Genomic DNA, 20,265 nt, shown 5'->3' with positions numbered 1-20,265 from the left:
ATCGACGATACGGAAGGAGCGTCACCATGCGTTCCCACGGACATGAGCACCACGGATACGGCCGGCACGGCGGCCGGGGGGACTACGAAGGACGGTTCGAGGGGCGGCGTGCCGCGTTCGGGGCGTTCGGGCCGCCTTTCGGCGGTCCGCCCTTCGGTGGCCGGGGCCGCGGCGGGCCGCGCGGCCGGGCGCGGCGCGGTGACGTACGCGCCTCGATCCTGGCCCTGCTGAAGGACCGGCCGATGCACGGCTACGAGATGATCCAGGAGATCGCCGAGCGCAGTGGCGGCGCCTGGAAGCCGAGCCCCGGCTCGGTGTACCCCACCCTCCAGCTCCTGGAGGACGAGGGGCTGATCAGTAGCGAGAGCGAGGGCGGCAAGAAGCTCTTCTCGCTGACCGAGGCCGGGCGTACGGAGGCGGAGAGCGTCGCCGACGCGCCCTGGGAGGAAGCCGGCCGCGGCGTCGACTGGGAGGCCATGAACGAGATCCGCAAGGCGGGCGGCGGCCTGGTCGAGGCGTTCCGGCAGGTGTGGGCCACCGGTACGCCCGAGCAGCGGGAGAAGGCCATCACCGTGGTCAACAAGGCCCGCAAGGAGCTGTACCTGATCCTCGCCGAGGACGAGTGAGCCGCTGCCTCGCGTACGGCCGCGGGCGACTCGCCGCTTTTGTGCCGCGTCGGGCCCTGGTCCGGCGCGGCAGGCGGCATAGGGCATACGGCTTCGCCTCAACCAGCCCGGCGGGCCGCGCGGCAGCCGTCGTTCGCCGACGGGTCGTCAGTCCCGGTCGGCGCGCCGCCTCTCCTCCCCAAGGATGAGATTGCGGGAAGCGGCGCCCAACTACCGGGGGATGCGCGAATGCTCCCCGCCGGGGATGTTCCGGGCAGCGGCGGCTGGTGGGGTGGGGACTGTGCAAAACCGTACTGCGTACAACAGCGGAGGAGGCCCTCGCCACGAGGACCTCGAAGCGCAGCTCACCGCGGAGCTCGCATCGGTGGTTTCCGCTGCCCGCAGACGGGCCACGCGTGACGGCGACCACCAGGTGGACACCGCGCACCTGCTGCACGGGCTCCTGGAGTCGGACCCGTGCGTACGGGCGGCGTTCGACGGCGGGCCGCAGGTCGCCCGGCTGCTCGGCTACCTCGTCCAGCGCAGCATCGGCTACGGCCTCCAGTGGCACGGCACCGTCGAGGACTCCGGCGCGGTGCCGGTGGTGAACGAGAACGCGGTACCAGGCTGGTCGCCCGCCGCGGCGGCCGCTCTGGACGGCGCGCTCGACCGCGCGCACGCCCGGTACGCGGCAAGTGCCCACTGCCTGGACCTGCTCGCGGCCCTCGTCGACGACCCGGAATCGCGGGCCGTCGAGGTGCTGCGCCGGGCCTCGGTCGACATCCGGCGGCTGGCCGCCCGGCTCGACGGGGACCGCTCCGGCCAGGAATGACAGGCCGAACGGGGGTGACGCTCCTGACAGGTCTTGTCATGATGTGCCGATGCGTACGTCTACGGGGAGTCAGGCCACCCACGGGAGCAATGGGAAGTCAGGGACAGCAGGAGCCGTAGGGGGCAAGGGGGCTGCCGGTGTTCAGGAGAATCCGGGCAGCGACGGCGGACCGGCGCGCGCCCGCAGCCGGGGGCTCGTCCTGGCGCTGATATCCGCCTTCGCCTTCGGCAGTTCCGGCGTGGCCGCCAAGCCCCTGATCACCGCGGGCCTCGATCCCCTGCACGTCACCTGGCTGCGGGCCGCCGGCGCCGCGCTCCTCATGCTGCCCGTCGCCTGGCGGCACCGACGCCTGCCGCTGCGCCGTCCCGCGCTCCTCGCGGGCTTCGGCCTGCTCGCCGTCGCCGGTGTACAGGCGTGCTACTTCGCCGCGATCTCCCGTATCCCCGTCGGTGTCGCGCTGCTCATCGAATACCTCGCACCCGCGCTGGTGCTGGGGTGGGTCCGATTCGTGCAGCGCAAGCCGGTCACGCGGGCAGCGGCCGTCGGCGTCCTGCTGGCCGTCGTCGGGTTGACCTGCGTCGTCGAGGTGTGGTCCGGCCTGCGCTTCGACCCGGTCGGGCTCGCGCCGGCGCTGGGCGCGGCCTGCTGTCAGGTCGGCTACTTCGTGCTCTCCGACCACGGCGGCGACGGCGCGGACGCGACGGACCCGCTGGGCGTGATCGCGTACGGGCTGCTGATCGGCGCGGTCCTGCTGACGGCGGTCACGCGGCCCTGGGAGATGGACTGGTCGGTGCTCGGCGGCAGCGCGGACATGGACGGTATCCGGGTGCCCGCCGGAGGGCTGCTCGTCTGGATCGTGCTGGTCGCGACCGTACTGGCGTACCTCACGGGCGTACTGTCCGTGCGGCGGCTCTCCCCTCAGGTGGCGGGGGTGGTGGCGTGCCTGGAGGCGGTGATCGCGACCGTGCTGGCGTGGGTGCTGCTCGGCGAGCACCTGTCCGCGCCGCAGATCGTGGGCGGGGCGGTCGTACTGGCCGGAGCGCTCGTCGCGCAGTCGTCGACACCGAGGCGGGCCCGGCCGTACGAGGGGCACGGGGACGCGCCGCGGGGGCAGCCCGGCGCGGAAACCGGCTTGTCGCCCGGTTCGCACGACACCTAAAGTGACGGGCGTGCATTCGACCGTGCTGCCCCCTCCCGCCGCCTAGCGCGGGCGGCGGCCTCCGAAGGAAGAACCGGCCCGGGCTGGACCTGGGCAGGTCGTCGCTGCCCGCATACGGGACCACGCGACCGTTTCGCGGCGTTCCGCGCCGCGCCGGATCTCCCGGAGAAGCACACTCATGCATGGAGTCTCTTCCCCTGTCCTGCCCGTGGGCCGGGGCCTGTTGTACGTGACCGTCGCCGCGACCGCCTGGGGTACGGCAGGCGCGGCCGCCGCGCTCCTCTACCGGAGCAGCGGCCTCGGCCCGCTGGCACTCACCTTCTGGCGCACCGTCGGCGGCCTCGTGCTGCTGCTGGCCGCACGAGCGGTCCTGCGCCGCCGCCGGGTGGCGAGCGCGCCGGCGTCTGCCGTCCGCCCGGAGCATCCGCTGCGGCGCCGTGCCGTACGCGTCCTCGTCACGGGGGTGGCGCTGGCCGTCTTCCAAACCGCTTACTTCGCGGCCGTCGAGGTCACCGGACTGGCCGTCGGCACGGTCGTGACCATGGGAGCCGGGCCGGTGCTCATCGCGCTCGGCGCGCGGCTGACCATGGGCGAACGCCTCGGCGCCGGTGGCGTCCTGGCGGTCGCGGGCGCGCTGGGCGGGCTGGCGGTGCTGGTTCTCGGAGGAGGTGGTTCCGGTGCGGTGCGGCCGGCCGGGGTCGCCCTGGCGCTGCTGTCCGCCGCGGGGTGTGCCGTGATGACGCTGACCACCCGCCGGCTGGGACGGGCCGGGGGCGCCGCCGACCCGTACCGTTCGACGATCAGCGCGTTCGCCGTCGGGGCCGGGTGCCTGCTGCCGTTGGCCGCGGTGGAAGGGCTCTGGCCGCAGGCTCATGAACTGGGCCGCAGCCTCTGGCTGATGGGCTACATCGCGGCCGTGCCGACGGCGTTGGGCTACGGCCTGTACTTCGCGGGGCTGGCGGCCGTGCGCGCGGCGACGGCGTCGGTGATCTCGCTGGTCGAGCCGGTGTCGGCGGCGGCGATCGCGGTGCTCTTCCTGGGGGAGCGGCTGACGACGGGCACGGCCGTGGGCACGGGGGTGCTGCTCGCGGCCGTGGCCGGACTGGCCGTCGCGGAGGCGCGGGGCGCGGTGGCGGCACGTACGGGCGCGCCGCAAGCGGAAGCGGTGTGCTGACCCGGGTGTGACGACCGGCCCGCCCGCCGTCGGCGCGCCCCTGTGCCGTCAGCGGGGGCAGGCCGCCAGGCGGCGCTGCTGGTGGGCGCGGGCCTGGGCGTCGCGGGGCCCGTCCCGTTCGGCCAGGCGGGCCGAGATTCTCCGCTGGACGGCCTCGCTCCGCTTGCCCGCGTACTTGAACTTGGCCCGTACGTCCGTCACTTCGAGCCTGATGCCGCGGATGCCGGCCAACTGCCGCCCGTAGGGCGGTCCGTCCGCGGTGACCGGCGCCGAGCCGCCCTCGGGCTGGAAGTGCCCCATCTGGCGCTCAAGGAGGGCGGCCTTCTCGTGCGGGTCGTCCACGACATGCGCGGTGCATGTGAGCTGTACGGCGGCGTAGAAGCTGGTGGGGACGCCGTGCTCGGGCGGGTCCGACTCGTCGGCCTGCCACGGGCCGGGTATGAACACGTAGTCGTCCACGACGCTCAGCAGGACGGCCGGGGCGGCTTCCAGGGCCCGCCACACCGGATTGGGGCGGGCGAGGTGGGTGACGGCCTCGCGGCGGGCCGGGTCGTAGGCGAAGTGCAGGGGCTGGACGAGGGGCGGCTCACCGGGCGGGCCGCTGACGGCGAGCTGGCCGAAGTCGTGGCCTGCCAGCCAGTTCTGCCACTCGGTGTCGTCGGTGGGCGCGTCCCACGGGTGGATCAGCATGCGGGCTCCTTTCAGCGCGCGGTGAGGTAGGCGGGCTCGGCGATGCCGGGGGCGAGGTCGTCGGCGGGGACCGGGGTTCCGTACACGGGGGAGACCGGCAGGACGCCGCTCCAGTAGGGGAGCGGGAGGTCCTCGGGCTCGTCGTTGGGGCCGCCGGCGCGGATCTTGGCGGAGACCTCTTCCAGGTCGAGGCGGAGCACGGCGGTGGCGGCCAGCTCCTTGGCGTTCGCCGGCCGGGAGTCGGCGGCGCGGCCCGGCAGGACGTGGTCGACGAGGGCGTCGAGCGCGGCCGTCTTCTCGGCCCGGTCGGTGACCTGGTGGGCGGTGCCGTGGACGACGACGCTGCGGTAGTTGACGGAGTGGTGGAAGGCGGACCTGGCCAGGACCAGGCCGTCCACGTGTGTGACCGTGACGCACACGGGCAGCCCGGGGCCGGCCGCCTCGCCGGACATGCGCAGCGGGCGCGAGCCGGTCGAGCCGTGGACGTAGAGGCGGTTGCCGACGCGGCCGTAGAGCGTGGGGAGGACGACCGGGGCGCCGTCGCGGACGAAGCCCAGGTGGCAGAGGTAGCCGGCGTCGAGGATGGCGTGCACGGTCTCGTGGTCGTAGGCGGCGCGCTCGCGGGCGCGGGTCGGTACGGTGCGCTCCGTCGGCGCGAAAGACTGATCCGGGGTCGCCTGGGGCATTGCCTTCTCCATTGCACTAGTGCATAATTTATTTTGTGCTAGGAGAGTATCGGATCGAAGGGCGGCGCGCATCGGAGATTGCCGCCAGCGTCGAGCGAGCCGTCGGTGCGGGCGAGCTCCAACCGGGCGAAGTGCTGCCCCCGCTAAGAGAGTTGGCCGTCTATCTGGAGGTCAATCCCAATACGGTCGCGTCCGCGTACCGGACGCTGCGGGAGCGGGGCGTGATCGAAACGGCGGGCCGCCGGGGCAGTCGCGTACGCCCGCGGCCGGCCAGTACGGCGCGCGAAGCGGCGCTGGGGCCCGTACCGCCCGGCGTGCGCGACGCGGCCTCCGGCAACCCCGACCCCGCGCTGCTGCCCGCTCTCGGGCCGGCGCTCGCCGAGGCCGCGGCGCGCAGCGCCGAGCGGCCGGCGTTGTACGGCGCCCCCGCTGTCGGTACGGAGCTGGAGCGGCTGGCCCGTGCCGCCTTCGAGGCGGACGGCGTGCCGAGCGGCTCGATCGCCGTCACCTCGGGCGCGCTGGACGCCATGGAGCGGGTGCTCGGCGCGCATCTGCGCTCCGGTGACGCGGTGGCCGTCGAGGACCCGGGCTGGGGGAGCCTGCTGGATCTGATTCCCGGTCTCGGGCTGCGGGCCGTGCCGGTCGCGGTGGACGACGACGGGCCGCTGCCCGAGCAGGTGGGCCGGGCGCTGAAGGAGGGCGCGCGGGCCCTGGTCGTCACGGACCGGGCGCAGAATCCCACGGGCGCCGTGCTGGGTTCGGGCAGGTCACGGGAGCTCCGCGAGGTGCTGGCCGGCCACCGGGACGTGCTGCTCATCGAGGACGACCACGGCCACGACATCGTCGATCTCCCGCTGCACCCGCTCGCCGGGGCCACGGACCATTGGGCGTTCGTCCGCTCCGCGGCCAAGGCGTACGGCCCCGACCTGCGCCTCGCCGTGCTGGCGGGGGACGACGTGACCGTGGACCGGGTGCGGGGGCGCCAGCGGCTCGGGCCGGGGTGGGTGAGCCATCTGCTCCAGGACGTGATGGTGCACCTGTGGCGTACGGGAGCGGTGGACCCGAAGGCGGTCGCGGACGCGTACGGCAGGCGGCGGGGCGCCCTGCTCGACGCCTTGGCGGCCCGCGGAATCTCCGCCCGGGGGCGCAGCGGGATGAACGTATGGATTCCGGTCCCGGACGAAACCGGCGCGGTGGCCCGCCTGTTGCACGCGGGGTGGGCCGTGGCGCCTGGAGCGCGCTTCCGTATGCACTCGCCGCCCGGCATACGGGTCACGGTCGCGGGCCTCACCGAGAGCGAGATCCCGGCCCTGGCGGACGCCATCGCGTCCGCCATCGGACCAAGGGAGGCGCGCCGCTACGACTGAGGAGACCACGACCGAGGACACCGCGACTGAGCACACCAGCAGGCGTACGGGGGCGTGCGCCCGGCCGACGGCGAACCGGAACGAGTGCCGGGATCGCAGGAGGAGGGGACGATGTTGACTACTATCGCGCGATGGCTGATCAGAGCTTTCTTGTCCGTGGTCCGCGGGTTGTCGTTCGGCGGGTCTCCGTGCGCGACCGGGAGGAGATCGCGGCTCTCGAACGCGAGAGTGCCGCACTGCACGGTCCGTGGGTCCCCGCCCGGGACACCTCGCCGGAAGCCTTCCGCGCGTACGTGGCGAAGTTCGACCGGCCCACCCATGAGGGCTTCGTGGTCTGCCTCCGCGCCGGCGGCGCGATCGTCGGCGGCGTCAACATCAACAACGTGCTGCGGGGCTTCCTCCAGAGCGGGTCCCTGGGCTACGTCGCCTACGCGTCCACCACCGGGCACGGCTATATGACCGAAGGCGTGCGCCTCGTCGTGGAGTACGCCTTCACCGGGCTGGGGCTGCACCGGCTGGAGGCCAACATCCAGCCCGGCAACGTCCCGTCCCTCCGACTGGTCGAACGGCTCGGTTTCCGGCGCGAGGGCTATGCGCCGCACTTCCAGTACCTGGACGGTGCCTGGCGGGGCCACGAGCGGTGGGCGATCACGGCCGAGATGACCGGTCACTCCGCTCAGCCGTCCGCCGGCGCGAGCGGTGCGGGCCCGTCCGGCGGGGACGGCTCTGGGTCAGGGCGGCGCCTGCCAGGATGATCAAGGCGCCGACCGGCGTGTTCCAGCTGAGCCGTTCGCCGAGCAACGCGACGCCCGCCGCCGTGGCGATCACGGGGACGAAGTAGGTGACCATCTGCGCGGTGGTCGGGCCGACCTCCGCCACCAGCCCGTACTGCAACAGAAAGGCCAAGCCGGTGCCCAGCGCGCCGAGGCCGAAGACCGCGAGAAGGGGGACGACGGGGAACGAGGCGGGAGCGGAGGTGAAGAGGGCGGTCACCACGCCGACCTGGACGGTGGCGAGAAGCATCTGGGCGCCGGACAGGGCGACGTTGGACTCCTTGGCGCCGCCGAGGGTGCGCCGGACGTAGATCCAGCCGATCGGGTAGCTCAGGGACCCGCCCAGGGCCATCGCCGTGCCGGCCGGGTCCGTGCCGGAGAAGCCCTGCCAGGCGCCCAGCACGGTGAGCACGCCCAGGAAGCCGAGCCCCAGGCCCGCGACACGGCGGCGGGTGGGCCGGTCCTCGGAGAGGGCTACCAGCGAAAGCGCCATGCCCCACAGCGGGGAACTGGCGTTGCAGATGCCGGCGAGAGTCGAGGGGATGGTCAGTTCGGCGTAGGCGAAGAGGGAGAACGGCAGGGCGTTGAGGAAGAGCGCGGCGACGGCCAGATGGCCCCAGGTCCGTGCGGAGCGGGGCAGCCGTTCGCGCTTGGCCAGCAGTACGGCGACGAGCACCGCAGAGCCGAAGGCCAGCCTGCCGAAGGTGACTTGCAGCGGCGCGTACCCCTGCGTGCCGACCTTGATGAAGAGAAAGCTGAATCCCCAGACGCCACTCAGGATGCCGAACCGGACGCGCCAGTCGAGGGCGGGACGCCGCGGACCCGGCGATGCCGGAGACGTGGCCGCGGGGGCAGGGGCATCGGCGGCGGAAGCAGCGGAGGAACCGGTGCGGGCAGGGCTCGGTGAGGCGGGAGCCGCGTTGGCTCCTTGAGGGACGGCGGTGCGCATGGGGAACACGATGCTGTGCGGCTAATTCTTAGCACAAGCGAGTTTTCGTGGCAGTCACCGCTTAGCATTGCTTACATGTTGAACCTTGATCGCCTGCGGACCCTGAGCGCGGTGGCCCGGCACGGCTCGGTGAGCGCGGCGGCGGACGGACTGCATGTGACCACCTCCGCCGTATCGCAGCAACTCGCCAAGCTGGAGCGGGAGGCGGGCCAGCAGCTGCTGGCCAAGAACGGCCGGGGCGTGCGCCTGACCGACGCCGGCAGGCTGCTGGCCGAGCACGCCATCCGCATCCTCTCGCAGGTCGAGCTGGCCCAAGCCGATCTTGAGGCCCACCGCGGGCAGGCCGTCGGCGAGCTGCGGCTCGGCGCCTTCCCCACCGCGGCGCGTGACCTGCTGCCCGGCGCGCTGGTCCAGCTCCGCGCCGAGCACCCCCAGCTTCGCGCGCAACTGCGCGAGATGGAACCGGAGGCATCGGTGCGGGGCGTGGTGCGCGGCGACATCGACTTGGCCGTCGTCCTGGACTGGCACAACCGGCCGCTCCCGCTGCCCGAGGGCCTGGCCAAGGCGCCGATCCTCGACGACCCGGCCGACGTGGCCATGCCGGCCGGCCACCCGCTGGCACACCGCGAGTCGGTCGAGCTGGAGGAATTCGCCGACGACGAGTGGATCGCCTCGCCGGAGGGCGAGTTCTGCCACGACTGGCTGATGTTCACCCTGCGCAGCAAGGGAATCGAGCCGCGCGTCGCGCACATGGTGGAGGAGCACCCCACCCAACTCGCCCTGATCAGCGCGGGGCTGGGGGTGGCGGTGGCCCCCCGGCTGGGGCGCGGGCCGGTGCCGCAGGGCGTGAGCGTGGTGCCCGTACGGCACACCATGCGCCGGCACGTCTACGCGGTCTGGCGCGCCGACGCCGATCGGAGGCCGTCGATCCGCGCGGCCGTCACCGCGTTGCGCAGGACGGGAGAAGAGAGGGAAGGGCGCTGAAAATCCCGTGAGCCGGGCACCGGACGGCTGGCACAATGACGCGCATGGCCAAGCGGATCATCGAAGTAGTCCCGTACGACCCGGCGTGGCCGGCGGCGGCCGCCGCCGCGATCGCGGAGGTGCGCGAGGCGCTGGCCGGGGTGATCACGGAGATCGAGCACGTCGGCTCGACGGCCGTCCCCGGGCTGGCCGCCAAGCCCGTCATCGACCTGATGGCCGCGGCCGAGGACCTCGGTGCCGTCGCGTCCCGAGAAGAGGAGCTGGCCCGTCTCGGCTACTGGCTGGGCGACGGCATGCCCGATCATCGCCTTTACGTCCGCGGCGACGACGCCCACCGGACGCACCATCTGCACGTGGTCACCCTGGAGAGCTGGCCGTCGCGCAACCAGCGGATCTTCCGGGACCACTTGCGCGCATACCCGCAGGACGCGGCGCGTTACGCACGGCTCAAGCAGTCCCTGGCCGCTGCCGGTCCCTCGCCCGACGACTACGTACGGGCCAAGACCGACCTGATCCAGGAACTGACCGACCGCGCCCGCGCCGAGCGGGGCCTACCGCCGGTCCCGGTCTGGGAGGACTGACGGAGCCGGCGGCCCGGGCCGCCGGCCGGGCAGGGGTATATCGGCCTGCAACAGCCGGGGAGACATGCCGAAGCCGTGCCGGGAGTAGGCGTGGACCGCCCGGTCGCTGGAATGGACCGTCACGCGTTCGAGCCGCATCTCGTGGGCCAGTTCCAGCACGGCGTCGATCATCCGCCCGCCCAGCCCGTTGTCCCGCTCGCCCGGAACCACGTACACACACTGCACGTCGCCCGACGCCCGGTCCAGCGCGCGCGGACTGGGCACGCGCCGGGTGACTGCCATGCCATGCCATGCCGATGATCACGTGGCCGCGGAGCATCACCATGCAGTGATGGGAGGCAGCGTTCTCCCGCGCCCAGTCCGCGAAGCGTCGGACGAACGCGTCGCGTGTGGTGACGGGCGTCCCGTCGTTCTCCTGCACCCATTGCCATCGGAGTTCGGCGACGGTGGTGAGTCCGTCAGGGCGGGCAGGGCGGATGAGGATGTCGTCCATGTGGCCAGTGTGGTGCACGGGGTGGGGGAGGGGCGGGTCTGTCGCCGTCCCCGGCCGGTCAACCGGAAACGGGCGGGGACACGATGCCCTGGATGATGCCCAGGTCCAGCAAGTCCTGCGGGCGGATGCGGAGTTGGTCCGCCGTGTCCCGCACCGCACCCGCATCGCGCTTGAGGATGGCGGCGGCCGATTCCGGCGCGATCACGGAGAAGTAGCTGTCCGGCGTCGCCCACAGCCGCCCCGGTGCGGCCAGCGCCAGCGCGCCGCCGGACCCGCCTTCCCCGACGAGCAGCGAGGTGACGGGCGTACGGACCGAGGCCAGTACGGCGAAGGCGTCCGCGATGGCCGCGCCCGCGCCCGCCCCTTCGGCGGCCGGGTCGTTGGCCGCGCCCGGGGTGTCCACGAGCGTGAGCACCGGTATGCCGAGCCGGTCGGCCAGCCGGATCAGCCGGGCGGCCGTGCGGAAGCCCGCAGGGCGTACGGCGGTGCCGCACTGTGCGGCGAACGCGACCGTGCGCCCGTCCCGCCGGCCGAACCCGCAGCGCACACCCGTGTCGGTGCCGCCGCAGCGGTCGCCGCTGATCTCCTCGCGCCACTCGAAGTACGCGTCCAGATACGCCGCGGCGCGCGGGCGCCGCTCGTCGCGAGCCGCGCACACCGCTTCCCAGCCGGACCCCGGCAGACGGGGCGCGCCGAGAGCGTACGGAAGCGGGGCGGCTGCCACGGGAGAGGCCGCATCGGCACCGGCCGCCCGTGCCGACCCGGGAGCCAGCAGCCGAAGCCAGCCGCCGAGCGTCGCGCGCAACCGGTCCGGCGGGACGACGGCGTCGAGCTGCCCGGCCGCCAACTGGCCCTCGGCGCTGTACGCGTACGGGTCGGCGCCTGCCGGGCGTACCCGCGAGCCGGCGAAGCCGACCTGCGCGCCCGGAAGCGCGAGCACCACGTCGGCGCCCGCGCCGAGCGTCGCCCAGCCGCCGCCGGTCGTCGGATCGCGGACCACGGCGAGCTGCGGCAGCCCCGCGGCGCGGTTCAGCGCCGACTGGGCGGCCACCCGCTGGAGCTGGGACAGCGCCCGCATTCCCTCCTGCATCCGGCTGCCGCCCGTGGCGATCAACGACACGACCGGCAGGTGCCGCTCGCGGGCGTGGGTGTAGGCGGCCACCAGCCGGTCGCCGGTGCGCCGGCCGAGGGAGCCGCCGAGGAAGCCGAACTCGAAGGAGACCAGGACGGTCTCCACGCCCGCGACCCGGGCGGTTCCGACGACCACGGACTCGCGTTCGCCGGTCCGCTCCCGGGCCCGCTGCCGGGCGGCCCCGTACCCGTGCCAGCCGAGCGGTCCGTCGTCGAACGGCTCGTCGTCGGGTGCGGCACCGCCGAGCGGTTCGCCGGGCACCGCGCCGGCCGCTGCCGTCGGCTCTCCGGCGGGCGCGGGCAGCTCGGTGAAGTCGTCCGTCACCACGGCGACCGCCTCGCGCGCGGTCCAGCGCGGGGACGGACCGGTCGGCACGGACCGCCCGTCCGCGTCCAAGGGCGCGCCAGCCTCGTCAGCCCCGCCATCGGCCCCGCCCGCACCCCGCGGCGGTTCGCTACGCACGGAGTTCCCGCTTGAGGATCTTGCCCATGTCGTTGCGCGGCAGGGCTTCCAGGAAGTGGACCACGCGGGGGCGCTTGTGCGGTGCGAGCTGCCGGGCCACATGGTCGGCGAGGTCCGTACCGGTCGGGCCGGGCACCCCTTCGGCCGCGGGCGCCGGGACGATCCAGGCGACGATCCGCTCGCCCAGGTCCTCGTCCGGCTCGCCCGTGACGGCGGCCTCGCTGACGCCGGGGTGCTCCAGCAACGCGTTCTCGATCTCGCCCGCTCCGATCTTGTACCCGCCGCTCTTGATCAGGTCCGTGGCCTTGCGCCCCACGATGCGGTAGTTGCCGGCGGCGTCGCGGGTCGCCATGTCGCCCGTACGGAACCAGCCGCCGTCGAAGGCGGCGGCGGTGGCGTCCGGGCGGTTGAGGTATTCGACGAACAGGTTCGGGCCGCGGACCTGGATCTCGCCCACCGTTTCGCCGTCGCTCGCCTCGACGGCCTGCCCGGATTCGTCGACGAGCCGGACGTACACGCCGGGCAGCGGGACGCCGACGCTGCCGGGCGCGGGGTCGCCGTCGGCCCGTACGCTCGTGTTCATCAGCGTCTCGGTCATGCCGTACCGCTCGATGACGCGGCAGCCGGCGGCAGCGGCGAGCCGTTCGTGGTCGCTGCGCGGCAGCGCCGCCGACCCGGAGACCAGGAGACGGGCGCGGGACAGCGCCTTGGCCAGAGCGGGGTTCTCGCCCGCCTCCACGGCCAGCCGGTGGTACATCGTCGGCACGCCGAACAGCATGGTGCCGTCCGCCCCCAGTTCTCTGACGACGCCCTCGGTGCTGAAACGCCCCAGGTGGCGGACGCTGCCGCCGCGCCGCAGCGGCCCGAGGATCCCGAGGACGAGGCCGTGCACGTGGAAGAGCGGCAGGCCGTGCACGAGCACGTCGTCGGCCGTCCACTGCCAGGCCTCCGCCAGCGCGTCCAGGGTGTGGGCGATGGCCCGGCGGGGGATGACGACCCCCTTGGGCGGGCCGGTGGTGCCGGAGGTGTAGACGATCAGCGCAGGGGACTCGGCAACCGGTTCGTACGGGAGCGGGGGCACCTCCTCGTCACCCGTGACGGCATCGACGTCGAGGCGGGGGAGGGCGGCCAGCGCGCCGGGCAGCTCGGTGCCCGGCTCGGCCAGGACGAGCGCCGGGCCGCTGTCCGACACGATGTGCGCCAGCTCGCTCTCGCCGATCTTCGGGTTCACCGGCACGGCGGGCACCCCGGCGAGCAGCGCGGCCACGACGGCGACGGCGGTCTCCAGCGTGGGCGTGGCCCAGACGGCCACCCGGGTCTGGCCGCCGAGGCGCTCGGCGAGCCGGCACGCCACCGCGGCCAGTTGACGGTAGCTGAGCGCACGCTCGCCGAAGCGCAGCGCGGGCTGCGGCGATGCGTCGCCCAGCGTCGGAAAGAGCACGTTCACCAGGTCTCCCTCGTCCTCGTCGTCCCACGTCGTTGCCGTCGGCCCGGATCCGCCGGAAGCGGGCCGTCCCCCACCACTTTGGCAGAGACCACCGACAACGCGATCACGCGGCGCCGCGCGAGGGTACCGGCGCGCTCCGCTCACCCCGGCATCTTGCGGAAGTCCCAGGAGACGACGGAGTCCGGCACCAGCCGCAGCCAGGCGTGCCGCCCGTCGTGCGGCATCTCGTCCATGCCGAAGTACTTGGCGGCGAACATCCGTTCCGGTACGTCGAGTTCCGGGCAGGCGTCACTCGTCCGCGGTACCCGGCCCACGACGGCCGCGCTGCCGCTCAGCTCCGCCCCGCGCAGCTCCCCGTAGTCGTGCCCGTCGTCGACGACCACCGCGGTCCGGGGGTTCTTGCGCAGCTGCGCCCACCGCTTGCTGCGGACGATCGAATACAGCCAGAGCGCCGCGCCGTCCCAGACGAACCACAGGGCGCCGACGTGCGGCGTGCCGTCCTCGCCCACCGTGGCGACCCGGCACGTACGCTGCTCCGCCAGGAAGGCGTCCAGTTCCTGCGGCGTCATCATGATGCGGCGCCCGCGCCGCTGTGTGGCGGTCATACCTCGTCCACCTCCGCTGTACGGCCCGCGGGGCGCGGACCGGTCCGGCCTGCCGAGTGCCAGGCATCATGCGGTCTCTTCCCTGCCGGCGCAATGGCGGCTACTCTCACGCGGCTTGTGACGGCACGGCACCGGCGGCACGTACCGGCCGGCCCGCGACCCCGAGGAGACGCATCGATGGCAACGGGCGCGCACCTCCCGCAGCAGACCGACCCGGCCACGACGGCGCTGCTCACCGTCGAGTGCCAGCGGGGCGTCGTCGGACCGGACAGCGCGCTGCCGGAACTCGCCGAGGCGGCACGCAGGACCGGCGCGCTCGGCCGGGTGGCCCGGCTGGTCGCGGCCGCGCACGACGCGGGCGTACAGGTTCTGCACGCCGTCGCCGAGCGCCGCCCCGACGGCCGGGGCGCCAGCCGCAACGCGCGCTTGTTCAGCGCCGCCGAACGCCTGCCCGTGCAACAGCTCGCCGGTACGGCCGCGGTCCGGATCGCCGAGCCGATACCCGTCTGCGAGGACGACCTGATCGTGCGCAGGCTGCACGGCCTGTCGCCGATCGCCGGTACGGACGTGGACCCGCTGCTGCGCAACCTCGGCTGCCGCACCCTCGTCATCGTCGGGGTGTCGGCCAATGTGGCGATCCCCAACGCCGTCTTCGACGCGGTCAACCTCGGCTACACCGCGGTCGTGCCCGCCGACGCCATCGCCGGCGTGCCGGCCGACTACACGGCGGCGCTGGTCCGCCACACCCTCGCCCTCGTGGCCACCGTCACCACCACCGACAAGCTGATCTCCCGCTGGACGAAGCCGCGCAGGCCCGGGACCACCCCCGGATGACCGGCGGCGCGCCCCGTACCTCCGGCCGGGTCAGCCGAGCTTGATCGAGCCGCCCTCGACGCTGACCTTGGCCGCCGTGAGCCCCTGTGTGGCCGGGCCGTTGCGTACGCTGCCGTCGTGGACCGCGTACTTGCTGCCGTGGCAGGGGCAGTTGATCGTGCCGTCCGCCACCTCGTTCACCAGGCAGCCCTGGTGCCGGCAGACCGCCGAGAACGCCTTGAACTCGCCCGCCGCCGGCTGCGTCACCACGATCTTGCGGTCCTTGAAGACCTTGCCCCCGCCTTCGGGGATGTCCGTGACCTTCGCCAGTACGCCTCCGGCCGCGCCGCCCGCGCCGGTTCCTCCGCCGTCCTTCGCGCCGCCGCTCCCGGATGCCGCCGAAGAGCCGGGCGACGTCTCGGGAGCGGCGGAGGACGCGCTGTCGCCGTACCCGTCCGCGTCGTTCCCGCATGCCGCGAGGACGGCGGCCAGTCCCGCGGCGCCGGCCGCCGCCACGACCGTGCGGCGTGGTGTTCCCGTGCCCGCCGGTCCCGCTGAAGCCCGTCCCGCTGAAGCCTGCTGAGTCATGCTGTGCCTCCGGCTGTCGGTGCCATTCCCTGCCCGTGGGCGCCGTGTCCCGTGCGCCGTGTGTGTCACGTGGTCCGTGCGGTCCGCGGGCGTTGTGGAAGTTCCATACGGAGGGGCGGGGAAGGGCGTTCAGCGCTTGGCGAGCGCGTCGCGCAGGAAATCGCGTTCGAAGCGGAGCAGGTTCTCGGTCACCGCCGCGTCGGCCGGTGAATGCCCCGCTCCGGGGAGCGGCAGCACGCTGTGCTGTTTGCCGGCCGCGAGCAGTTCGGCCGAGAAGCGGAGGGTGTGAGCGGGCGCCACGTTGTCGTCCGCCATCCCCTGCACGAGCAGCAGCGGGCGGCGCAGCAGGTGGCCGTGGCCCGCGAGGGAACTGCGCGCGTAGGCGTCCGGCGCCTCTTGGGGATGGCCGAGAAAGCGCTCCTTCCAGTGGGTGTCGTACAGCCGCTGGTCCGTGGGGGCGGCGCCGGCGACCGCCGCGTGGAAGACGTCGGGGCGGTGCAGGACGGCGGCCGCCGCCAGGAAGCCGCCGAACGACCAGCCGCGGATCGCCACCCGCTCCAGGTCGAGGTCCGCGAAGCGCTCGGCGGCCGCGTGCAGCGCGTCTACCTGGTCCTCCAGGACGGGCGTGAGCTGGTCGCCGTGGACGGCCTTCTCCCACGCCGGGCCCCGGCCGGGGGTGCCGCGGCCGTCCGTGACCAGTACGGCGAAGCCCTCCTCGGCGAACCACTGCGCCACACAGCCGAACCAGGTACGCGCCCGCACCGCCAACTGGACGCTCGGTCCTCCGTACGGGGAGAGCAGCACGGGCAGCTTGCCTGTACCGGGCCCGTACCAGGAGGGCAGGTACAGCGCGCTGTGCAACTCGCGCTCGCCGAGGACCAGGTGCCGCGGGCGCGGAGCGACGGCCGGCTCTTCGGCGAGCGATGCGACGGTCCCCGGCGGCGTGCCGGGTGCGGAGCCGGACACCCTGGTCACGGGCCCGTCCGGGGTGAGCCCGGCCAGGACGACCGTCCCGCCGCCGACCGCCGCGGTGAACCACCCCGGCCCCTCGCTCAGGCGGACCGGCCCGTCCTGGGGGTCCCACCTCCACACGTGGAGTTCCGTCGGCTCCTCCTGGGCGGTGAACCACACCTGTTCGTCCTCTACGGCGACGACCTCGCGCAGGTTCAGCCCGGGCGGCGTGACGTTTCTGCCGCCCACGTTCAGACGGCGGGTGCCGGCCGCGTCCTCGGGAAGGACGAGGGCTCCCGAGGCCGTACGGGCCGGGGTGCCGGACACGATCTCCACCCAGGCGGGATCGGTGCGCTCGTGCAGGACCTCGGTCGCGCCGCTTCCGGTGTCGACCGCGAGCGTGCGCACCGTCCGCTGGTCCCGGCTCTGTACGCCGACGAGCGGCCCGTGCGCGTCCCATCCGGCGCTGACCAGGTACTCGTACGCGGCCCTGTCCCAGTCCACCTCGACGCGTGCCTCGCCGGGGGCCACCGGCACGATGTGCAGCGACACCTCCGCGTTGGCCGTTCCCGCCGACGGGTAAGGGACCGCGCGCGGCGGCTGTTCGGGCCGTGCCGGGTCGCCGAGGTAACGGCGGGCCACACCGGACGTGTCGGCCCTGGCGACCAGGATCCGGCGGCTGTCCGGCGACCACCAGAAGCCGCGCGTCCGGTGCATCGACTCGGCCGCCACGTACTCGGGGAGCCCGTAGGTGACATCCGGGCCCTCCGCGGCGGCCAAGCACCGGTCCGTACCGTCCTCCAGACGGACGACGTGCAGGGATCCGCCGGTCACGTACGCGACGAACTGCCCGTCCGGAGAGGGCCGGGGATCGGCGACCGGTCCGGCGGCCGGCACGTGAAAGGGGGCGCCCCCGTCCGTACGCACCACCCACAGCGCGCCGGAGAGCGCACAAGCCACCACGCGCGCTGCGGCATCCGCCGCGTACGCCACCACGCCCGTCGAGTGCTCACGCGCCCGTTCCCGGCGCAGCCGCTCCTCCTCGGGCAGCGGCCCCTCCGAGAACGCGCCCCCGTCGCCCTCCAGGAGCGCCGGATCGACGAGGACCCGTTCCGCTCCGCCCTCGTAAAGCCACAACCGGCCTACGGGGTCGTCGCCCCCGCCCGTACGGACGAACAGGACGCGGCTGCCGTCCGGGGAGACGCCGAAGTGGCCCGGCACGCCGAGAGAGAAGCGCCGGGTGCGCGCGAACTGCCGGGGAAAGGCGGCGGCGGAGGCGGGGGAGGCGTCGGAAACAGGAGAGGCGGAAGGGGTATCGGAGAGAGCCATGTGGGGACTCTGACAGGCGAAACAGCTCTGCTGCCATGAATTGTGCCGCCAAGGGCACCACTTCGGGTGGTTCCGTGGTCCCGCCGCGCGCACGGCGACCGCGCCGCGGACATGACGAAGCCCCGCGGACGGGGGAGCCGCGGGGCTTCGTGGAATAAGTGTACATGTCTTCAGGTGTTATGCCCTGCCGGGTCTGTGAAGCCGAGGCGGCGTCGGCTCAGCCGCCCGGGAGCAGCCGTGACTCGGCGGCCGGCAGCCCCTTGGCCCACCAGTGGTCGTAGCGGCGGTAGACCAGGGGGTCGCGGCCGGCGAGGAACGGCACGAGAGAAGCGGCCTCCGTCGCCAGTCCTTCCCACTCCGCGTCCGGCAGGGGATGGAAGGCCGTGGCCTCGATGCCTCCTTCGACGGGGCGCCAGACGCCGGCGACATGGCCGTCGACCAGGAGCGTGGGCAGTACGTCGCCGTTCACGCGGATCACCAGCTTGCGGTACGCGGGCGGTATGACGCGGCCACGGTCGGCATAGGCCAGCAGGACGCTGTCCCACATCGCCATCAGCCTGGGCGGCGCCGGGGTGTCCCCGGGCGGCCGCGGCGCGCCGGGAATGTCGTAGAGCACCGTGCCGTCGGGGCCTTCCACCTGCTCAAGCTCCGCGGCGAGCGACTGCACCGCCGCCTTGGCGCGGGACCGCCGGACCAACGCGAACTGCGCCATGTCCGCCACCGACGCCGGCCCGAAGCCCTCCAGATAGCGACGGATCAGGACGCGCAGGCCGTCGTCGGCGGCATCGGGAACCGCGGCCAGGGCCGGCCGGGAACGCGCCGCGACGAACGCCTGCCGGGTGCCGAACGACCAGGGCCCTCCGACGGGCGCGTGCCACAGCGGCACGTACTGCCGCAGCAACCGCCAGGCCGTCGGCTCCACGGGAGCGCCCGACAACTCCTCGAACCGGCCGCGCAACTCGACTGCCGTACGTGGCTGTTCGGCGTACTTCAGCAGGTCCGGGAGCAGCGCGTCGACCTCGTCGGCGGTGAGCCCGGACGCCGTGAACCGGGAGTCGCCGAGCCTGGAGGCGCGCAGCGTCGGCTCCATGGCCTCGCGGAAGACCTGGTAGTCCGCGGCATGGACCATGTGCAACGTGATGCGCATCAGCGTCGCCCTCACCGCTCGCAGGCCGGTCACGGCGTCGTCGAGGTCGTCAGGGGAGAAGCCGCTGAGCCGGTTCCACAGTGCGAGGTACGGCGAAGCGGGCTGCTGTGCCTGCAAGGCGACCACCTGCCGCAGTGCCTCGGCGACGTCGATCGACTCGCGGCCGAGCAGCAACTGCCGGGCGAGCGTGGAACGGTTGAGGGAACGCGCAGTGATCGGCATACGGGGATTCTCTCGTCCCCGGTCGGAACCCGACCCGGAGGTCGGGGTCCCTCACCGGTGACGGGCGCGCACGCACCTACGCGAAAGCCCTGCCGGGCAGTGCCGGCAGGGCTTTCGCGTAGGCGTGCCGCTCGGGTGAGGGCTCCGCTGAGTCTTCCGCGTCCCGGGCTCAGTAGGCGGAGTTGACGTTGTCCATGGAGCCGTAGCGGTGGGCGGCGTAGTTGGCCGCTGCCGTGATGTTGGCGACCGGGTCGGTCAGGTCGTTGGCCGTGCCCTCGACGTGGTACGCGTCGAAGGTGGGCTGGATGACCTGGAGCAGGCCCTTGGACGGGATGCCGTTCTTGGCGTTGATGTCCCAGTCGTTGACGCAGTTCGGGTTGCCGCTGGACTCGCGCATGATGTTGCGGTGCAGGCCCTCGTAGCTGCCGGGGATGCCCTTCTCCTTCATGATGGCCAGCGATTCCTTGATCCAGCCGTCCAGGTTGTTCGCGTAGTGCGGCTTGGGGGCCTCGACCGGCTTGCGGTCGGCGGCGCGGCTGGCGGCCTCCTTGGCGGTGTGGTCCTGGGCGGCCACGGCCGTGACCTTCACCGTGTCGGCCAGGTTCGCGGCCTGCTGAACGTCCTTCTCGGCGCCGTTGCCGGCCTTCGGGTCGGCGGCCTTGGTCTTGGCACCCACCGGCTGGCCGTTCGCGGAGACCGGCTGTACGGCGGACGGCGCGGCCGAGGATGCGGCGTGCGCCTCACCGGCCGCGGCGGGGACCGTCAGCGCCGCGGTGGCACCGGCGGCCACCAGCACGGCGGCGGAGAGCTTGTGGGTCTTGGTCGCGCGGACGGAACGGAGCAGAGTGGGCATCGGCATGCGGAAACCTCTTCCGGGACGCTGGTGCGTAAAAAGGGGACGCGGCCGGTTACGGGGTTCAGGCATGTGGTGCCGGCTGCGCAATACGAAGGATGCGATCCGGGTGCGTGTCCGCGCTTACCTTCTGCGGTGAAGGGCGCAGCGCTCTTTCCCGGTGCTCCACCATGATTAGCGGCGGCGAAATCGGAAAGCAATAGCGGTGGTGCGAGGCGATCTGCTACGCGACCCCGTAGAAAGACGGAGAGACGCCGCGAGTGGGACCTCTACAGGGCCGCATGCGGCGAGCGGCCTCTACGGCGTGGAGCCGTAGAGGACCAAGGTCCCGTGCGCCGGATCACGCTGCCGGGCGCTTTTGGGCGGCGTCTTCGTGGCGCGCCGTTGGTGTTTTTGTGGTGCGCGTCACCGTGAATGCGGGGG

General features: G+C 73.4%; 20 protein-coding genes. 9 read left to right on the top strand and 11 right to left on the bottom strand.

Going from position 1 to position 20,265, the window contains the following annotated elements; all coding sequences use genetic code 11:
• Positions 1-26: 26 nt before the first annotated feature.
• The 4 genes from ACH4K4_RS35770 (at position 27) to ACH4K4_RS35755 (ending at position 3,770) form a co-directional block, all read left to right on the top strand.
• The gene (locus ACH4K4_RS35770; RefSeq protein ID WP_398173551.1) at positions 27-626 is read left to right on the top strand and encodes a PadR family transcriptional regulator; all 600 of its coding nucleotides are present in this window, start codon (positions 27-29) and stop codon (positions 624-626) included.
• 280 nt (positions 627-906) lie between these two features.
• Entirely contained in the window at positions 907-1,437 is a 531-nt protein-coding gene (locus tag ACH4K4_RS35765; protein ID WP_398173549.1) for a Clp protease N-terminal domain-containing protein, read from the top strand.
• A gap of 49 nt (positions 1,438-1,486) precedes the next feature.
• The gene (locus tag ACH4K4_RS35760; protein ID WP_398173547.1) at positions 1,487-2,596 is read left to right on the top strand and encodes an EamA family transporter; all 1,110 of its coding nucleotides are present in this window, start codon (positions 1,487-1,489) and stop codon (positions 2,594-2,596) included.
• Between the two features lie 178 nt (positions 2,597-2,774).
• Positions 2,775-3,770, top strand: a complete 996-nt coding sequence (locus ACH4K4_RS35755; protein WP_398173545.1) for a DMT family transporter — start codon at positions 2,775-2,777, stop codon at positions 3,768-3,770.
• Positions 3,771-3,818: 48 nt separating this feature from the next.
• On the opposite strand, the gene ACH4K4_RS35750 is transcribed toward ACH4K4_RS35755, so the two are convergent.
• Positions 3,819-4,460 (bottom strand): FMN-binding negative transcriptional regulator, encoded by a 642-nt coding sequence (locus ACH4K4_RS35750; protein ID WP_398173543.1) that lies wholly within the window; start codon positions 4,458-4,460, stop codon positions 3,819-3,821.
• 11 nt (positions 4,461-4,471) lie between these two features.
• A complete protein-coding gene (locus tag ACH4K4_RS35745) occupies positions 4,472-5,146 on the bottom strand; it encodes a pyridoxamine 5'-phosphate oxidase family protein (protein WP_398173541.1) in 675 nt (224 codons plus the stop codon).
• A 35-nt stretch (positions 5,147-5,181) separates the two neighbouring features.
• Here ACH4K4_RS35745 and ACH4K4_RS35740 point away from each other — a divergent pair, with 35 nt between their 5' ends.
• Positions 5,182-6,513 carry an aminotransferase class I/II-fold pyridoxal phosphate-dependent enzyme gene (locus ACH4K4_RS35740; RefSeq protein WP_398173539.1) on the top strand — a complete coding sequence of 444 codons (1,332 nt, stop codon included), beginning with the start codon at positions 5,182-5,184 and terminating at the stop codon, positions 6,511-6,513.
• Positions 6,514-6,644: 131 nt separating this feature from the next.
• The gene (locus ACH4K4_RS35735) at positions 6,645-7,268 is read left to right on the top strand and encodes a GNAT family N-acetyltransferase (RefSeq protein WP_398173537.1); all 624 of its coding nucleotides are present in this window, start codon (positions 6,645-6,647) and stop codon (positions 7,266-7,268) included.
• Here ACH4K4_RS35735 and ACH4K4_RS35730 read toward each other — a convergent pair.
• On the bottom strand, positions 7,162-8,235 hold the full coding sequence (locus ACH4K4_RS35730; RefSeq protein ID WP_398173535.1) for a DMT family transporter: 1,074 nt from the start codon (positions 8,233-8,235) through the stop codon (positions 7,162-7,164). The two genes, ACH4K4_RS35735 and ACH4K4_RS35730, sit on opposite strands and share 107 nt — an antisense overlap.
• A gap of 75 nt (positions 8,236-8,310) precedes the next feature.
• Between ACH4K4_RS35730 and ACH4K4_RS35725 the strand changes: the two genes are divergently transcribed.
• Together ACH4K4_RS35725 and ACH4K4_RS35720 are read left to right on the top strand one after the other, a co-directional pair.
• Positions 8,311-9,219: a LysR family transcriptional regulator gene (locus tag ACH4K4_RS35725; RefSeq protein ID WP_398173533.1), complete on the top strand. Its 909-nt coding sequence runs from the start codon at positions 8,311-8,313 to the stop codon at positions 9,217-9,219.
• Positions 9,220-9,263: 44 nt separating this feature from the next.
• On the top strand, positions 9,264-9,800 hold the full coding sequence (locus tag ACH4K4_RS35720) for a GrpB family protein (RefSeq protein ID WP_398173531.1): 537 nt from the start codon (positions 9,264-9,266) through the stop codon (positions 9,798-9,800).
• On the opposite strand, the gene ACH4K4_RS35715 is transcribed toward ACH4K4_RS35720, so the two are convergent.
• The 4 genes from ACH4K4_RS35715 to ACH4K4_RS35700 all read right to left on the bottom strand — a co-directional run bounded on the left by ACH4K4_RS35715 (position 9,771) and on the right by ACH4K4_RS35700 (position 13,939).
• Positions 9,771-10,082 carry a GNAT family N-acetyltransferase gene (locus tag ACH4K4_RS35715; protein ID WP_398173529.1) on the bottom strand — a complete coding sequence of 104 codons (312 nt, stop codon included), beginning with the start codon at positions 10,080-10,082 and terminating at the stop codon, positions 9,771-9,773. The genes ACH4K4_RS35720 and ACH4K4_RS35715 overlap by 30 nt on opposite strands.
• Positions 10,083-10,351: 269 nt before the next feature.
• Complete coding sequence (locus tag ACH4K4_RS35710; RefSeq protein ID WP_398173527.1) at positions 10,352-11,800, bottom strand: carboxyl transferase domain-containing protein; 1,449 nt, start codon at positions 11,798-11,800, stop codon at positions 10,352-10,354.
• A gap of 79 nt (positions 11,801-11,879) precedes the next feature.
• Positions 11,880-13,334, bottom strand: a complete 1,455-nt coding sequence (locus tag ACH4K4_RS35705; protein WP_398173525.1) for an acyl-CoA synthetase — start codon at positions 13,332-13,334, stop codon at positions 11,880-11,882.
• A 140-nt stretch (positions 13,335-13,474) separates the two neighbouring features.
• Complete coding sequence (locus ACH4K4_RS35700; protein WP_398173523.1) at positions 13,475-13,939, bottom strand: pyridoxamine 5'-phosphate oxidase family protein; 465 nt, start codon at positions 13,937-13,939, stop codon at positions 13,475-13,477.
• A 177-nt stretch (positions 13,940-14,116) separates the two neighbouring features.
• Here ACH4K4_RS35700 and ACH4K4_RS35695 point away from each other — a divergent pair, with 177 nt between their 5' ends.
• Positions 14,117-14,773, top strand: coding sequence for a cysteine hydrolase (locus tag ACH4K4_RS35695; RefSeq protein WP_398173521.1), 657 nt, complete (start codon positions 14,117-14,119; stop codon positions 14,771-14,773).
• A gap of 30 nt (positions 14,774-14,803) precedes the next feature.
• On the opposite strand, the gene ACH4K4_RS35690 is transcribed toward ACH4K4_RS35695, so the two are convergent.
• The 4 genes from ACH4K4_RS35690 to ACH4K4_RS35675 all read right to left on the bottom strand — a co-directional run bounded on the left by ACH4K4_RS35690 (position 14,804) and on the right by ACH4K4_RS35675 (position 19,848).
• Positions 14,804-15,340 (bottom strand): Rieske (2Fe-2S) protein, encoded by a 537-nt coding sequence (locus tag ACH4K4_RS35690; protein ID WP_398173519.1) that lies wholly within the window; start codon positions 15,338-15,340, stop codon positions 14,804-14,806.
• A gap of 129 nt (positions 15,341-15,469) precedes the next feature.
• Positions 15,470-17,620, bottom strand: a complete 2,151-nt coding sequence (locus ACH4K4_RS35685; RefSeq protein ID WP_398173517.1) for a prolyl oligopeptidase family serine peptidase — start codon at positions 17,618-17,620, stop codon at positions 15,470-15,472.
• 217 nt (positions 17,621-17,837) lie between these two features.
• Positions 17,838-18,989 carry a winged helix DNA-binding domain-containing protein gene (locus tag ACH4K4_RS35680; protein WP_398173515.1) on the bottom strand — a complete coding sequence of 384 codons (1,152 nt, stop codon included), beginning with the start codon at positions 18,987-18,989 and terminating at the stop codon, positions 17,838-17,840.
• A gap of 169 nt (positions 18,990-19,158) precedes the next feature.
• On the bottom strand, positions 19,159-19,848 hold the full coding sequence (locus ACH4K4_RS35675; RefSeq protein ID WP_398173513.1) for a transglycosylase SLT domain-containing protein: 690 nt from the start codon (positions 19,846-19,848) through the stop codon (positions 19,159-19,161).
• Positions 19,849-20,265: the final 417 nt, after the last annotated feature.

Source organism: Streptomyces sp. NPDC017529 (assembly GCF_044329785.1).
GTDB lineage: Bacteria > Actinomycetota > Actinomycetes > Streptomycetales > Streptomycetaceae > Streptomyces.
Note: the sequence above shows the minus strand (reverse complement) of the source record. Positions and strands in the feature narration are given on the sequence as shown.